Annotated in this window: 4 protein-coding genes; all 4 read left to right on the top strand. The window is 56.9% G+C overall.

Annotated features, from left to right (window positions below; all coding sequences use genetic code 11):
- Nucleotides 1–553, top strand: a 553-nt coding sequence (locus FT726_RS26325) for an FtsW/RodA/SpoVE family cell cycle protein (protein WP_346303747.1), incomplete at its 5' end; no start/stop codon positions are given.
- Nucleotides 550–1608 (top strand): undecaprenyldiphospho-muramoylpentapeptide beta-N-acetylglucosaminyltransferase, encoded by a 1059-nt coding sequence (gene murG / locus FT726_RS26330; protein WP_200574485.1) that lies wholly within the window; start codon nt 550–552, stop codon nt 1606–1608. The genes FT726_RS26325 and murG, both read left to right, overlap by 4 nt.
- Nucleotides 1609–1677: 69 nt before the next feature.
- A complete protein-coding gene (gene murC / locus FT726_RS26335) occupies nt 1678–3153 on the top strand; it encodes a UDP-N-acetylmuramate--L-alanine ligase (protein ID WP_346303748.1) in 1476 nt (491 codons plus the stop codon).
- A partial coding sequence (locus tag FT726_RS26340; RefSeq protein WP_346303749.1) for a D-alanine--D-alanine ligase occupies nt 3146–3874 on the top strand: 729 nt, incomplete at its 3' end. The genes murC and FT726_RS26340, both read left to right, overlap by 8 nt.

The raw sequence follows: 3874 nt of genomic DNA on the forward strand, positions 1-3874 counted from the left end.
CGCCGTGGTGCTGCTGATTATCGCTGAACCCTATCGTATGCGCCGTGTGACCTCTTTCTGGAACCCATGGGAAGATCCGTTTGGCAGCGGCTACCAGCTGACCCAGTCGCTGATGGCCTTCGGTCGTGGTGAATTCTGGGGCCAGGGCCTCGGCAACTCGGTGCAAAAACTCGAGTATCTGCCGGAGGCACACACCGACTTTATCTTCTCCATCATTGGTGAAGAGTTGGGTTATGTCGGTGTGGTTTTGGCGCTGTTAATGGTATTCTTCGTCGCCTTTCGCGCGATGTCGATTGGTCGCCGTGCTCTGGAGATCGATCAGCGCTTTTCTGGCTTCCTCGCTTGCTCAATTGGCGTGTGGTTTAGTTTCCAGGCACTGGTTAACGTCGGTGCGGCTGCAGGTATGCTGCCGACCAAAGGTCTGACACTGCCGCTGATCAGTTACGGTGGCTCAAGTCTGATCATCATGTCGACCGCCATCGTGTTTTTATTGCGCATTGATTATGAAACGCGTCTGGCAAAAGCGCAGGCGTTTACCCGAGGTGCTCGATGAGTAGCAAGCGGCTGATGGTGATGGCCGGCGGAACCGGCGGACATGTGTTCCCGGGTCTGGCGGTGGCACACCATCTGATCGAACAGGGCTGGCAGGTGCGCTGGCTCGGAACCGCTGACCGAATGGAAGCGGATTTGGTGCCGAAACATGGCATCGAAATTGAATTTATCCGTATTAGCGGTTTGCGCGGCAAAGGTGTTAAGGCGCAGTTACTGGCACCGGTACGCATCTTCAATGCATGGCGCCAGGCGCGTCGCATCATGAAGCGCTGGCAGCCGGACGTGGTGCTCGGCATGGGCGGATACGTTTCCGGCCCAGGCGGATTAGCCGCCTGGAGTTGCGGTATCCCGGTGGTGCTGCATGAGCAGAACGGCATTGCTGGGCTGACTAACAAGTGGCTGGCGAAAATTGCCACCAAAGTGATGCAGGCGTTTCCGGGCGCTTTCCCGAAAGCGGATGTGGTCGGTAACCCAGTGCGAACTGATGTGTTGGCACTGCCACTGCCTGCTGAACGATTGAGTGGACGCAGCGGTGCGATTCGTGTGCTGGTGGTCGGCGGAAGCCAGGGCGCACGTATCCTGAATCAGACAGTGCCGCAAGTGGCCGCAGAACTCGGTGATGCCATCACGATTTGGCATCAAAGCGGCAAAGGCGCGCTGGAGACGGTGCAACAGGCCTATCGCGATGCCGGACAGCCGCAGCACAAGGTCACCGAGTTTATCGATGATATGGCGGAAGCCTATGCCTGGGCCGATGTAGTGGTGTGTCGTTCGGGCGCATTGACGGTGAGCGAAGTGGCCGCCGCAGGTTTACCGGCGATCTTCGTGCCGTTTCAGCACAAAGACCGTCAGCAGTACTGGAATGCGTTGCCGCTGGAGCAAGCGGGCGCAGCCAAAATATTCGAGCAGCCGCAATTTACCGCGACTGCAGTAGCGGACACGTTGCGCCATTGGGATCGCGCCACGCTGCTGGCGATGGCTGAGAAAGCCCGCCAGGTAGCGATTCCTGATGCAACCGATCGGGTTGCGCAGGAAGTGGCACGCGTCGCGAAGTAATTAATAGGTCGGTTTGACCGGCTGTACCTGAATGCAGGTACAAATGAGATCAACAGGTAATTGAGACAGATGAATACACAACAATTGGCAAAACTGCGTTCCATTGTGCCCGAGATGCGTCGCGTCCGGCACATTCACTTTGTCGGCATCGGTGGTGCTGGCATGGGCGGTATTGCCGAGGTGTTGGCGAACGAAGGTTATCACATCAGCGGTTCGGATCTGGCACCTAACCCGGTGACCCAGCATCTGGCCTCATTAGGTGCGACCATTTATTTCAACCATCGCCCGGAAAATGTGACGGATGCGAGCGTGGTGGTGGTGTCGACTGCGGTGGCTCAGGACAACCCGGAACTGGTCGCGGCACGCGAGCAGCGTATCCCGGTGATTCGCCGTGCAGAGATGCTGGCTGAGCTGATGCGCTTCCGTCATGGCATCGCGGTTGCCGGCACGCACGGCAAAACCACCACCACAGCGATGGTTACCAGTATTTATGCCGAAGGTGGCTTAGACCCAACTTTCGTCAATGGCGGCCTGGTGAAAGCAGCGGGCACCCATGCGCGTTTGGGCACCAGCCGTTACCTGATTGCGGAAGCGGATGAGAGTGACGCGTCGTTCCTGCATCTGCAGCCGATGGTGGCGATTGTCACCAATATCGAAGCGGACCATATGGACACCTATCAGGGCGACTTCGAGAACCTGAAGCAGACGTTCATTAACTTCCTGCATAACCTGCCGTTCTATGGACGTGCGGTGATGTGCGTAGATGATGTGGTGATCCGCGATTTGATCCCACGCGTGGGCCGTCAGGTCACCACTTACGGCTTCAGTGATGACGCCGATGTGCGTATCGAAAACTATGAACAACGTGGCGCGCAGGGGCACTTTACCCTGATTCGTCAGGACAAGCCGGTGCTGAAAGTGACCCTGAATGCGCCGGGCCGTCACAATGCCTTAAATGCTGCTGCTGCGGTTGCAGTGGCGACGGAAGAAGGCATTGAAGATAACGCGATTCTGGCGGCACTGGAGAGCTTCCAGGGCACCGGGCGCCGCTTTGATGTGCTGGGCGAATTTGATACCGCAGCGGTCAATGGCAATCCAGGCAGCGCGATGCTGGTGGATGATTACGGCCATCACCCAACTGAAGTGGATGTCACCATCAAAGCCGCGCGTGCCGGCTGGCCAGAGAAAAAACTGGTGATGGTATTCCAGCCGCATCGTTACACGCGAACTCGTGATCTGTTCGATGACTTCGCTAACGTGCTGTCACAGGTTGATGTATTGCTGATGCTGGATGTTTATCCGGCCGGTGAAGCGCCGATTCCAGGCGCAGATAGCCGTTCACTGTGCCGCGCGATTCGCAATCGTGGCAAGGTTGACCCGATTCTGGTCTCTGAGCACGATGTGTTGCCGGAAGCGCTGGCCCCGTTGTTGTCAGGTGACGATCTGGTGATCGTGCAGGGCGCCGGCAATATCGGCAAGATCGCCCGCAAACTGGCTGAGCTTGCGTTGCAGCCAGCTGCGAAAACGGAGGCGCGTCATGGCTGAGAAAGTCGCCGTCCTGATGGGCGGAACCTCGGCAGAGCGTGAAGTGTCGCTGATGTCGGGCAGTGCGGTGTTAGCTGGTCTGCGTGAGATGGGCATTGATGCGCACGGTGTGGATACCCGTGATGTGTCAGTGCTGGATCTTAAAGCGCAGGGCTTTGATAAAACCTTTATCGCTCTGCACGGTCGCGGCGGTGAAGATGGCACGCTGCAGGCGGTGCTGGAGTTCCTCCAGTTGCCGTATACCGGCAGCGGCGTGATGGCTTCGGCGATCACCATGGATAAACTGCGCAGCAAATTGCTGTGGCAGGGCAGGGGACTGCCTTCAGGCAAATTCGTCTGGTTAACGCGTCAGCAGCAGGAGCAGGGTTTAGACGCACAAACGCAAGCTGCCATTGATGCGCTCGGGTTGCCTCTGTTTGTGAAACCAAGCTGTGAAGGTTCTAGTGTCGGCATCAGCCGAGTGAACACGTTAGAAGCCTTGCCTGCAGCGCTGGATGAAGCGTTTCGCCACGACAATGATGTCTTGATTGAGGCCTTCCTGAGCGGTGCGGAATATACCGTTGGCATTCTGGGTGATGAAATTCTGCCTTCAATCAGAATTAAAACCGCCAGCGAGTTCTATGACTATGAAGCCAAATACATTTCTGACGATACTGAATACTTCTGCCCAAGCGGTTTGAGTGCAGAACAGGAAGCAGAATTAAAGACGTTAGTATGGGCA

The organism is Pantoea sp. Morm (genome assembly GCF_016643525.1).
GTDB classification, from domain to species: domain Bacteria; phylum Pseudomonadota; class Gammaproteobacteria; order Enterobacterales; family Enterobacteriaceae; genus Pantoea; species Pantoea dispersa.

Coding starts and splice junctions, on each gene's coding strand:
- murC (WP_346303748.1), top strand. CDS start 1,678: ATGAATACACAACAATTGGCAAAACTGCGTTCCATTGTGCCCGAGATG.
- murG (WP_200574485.1), top strand. CDS start 550: ATGAGTAGCAAGCGGCTGATGGTGATGGCCGGCGGAACCGGCGGACAT.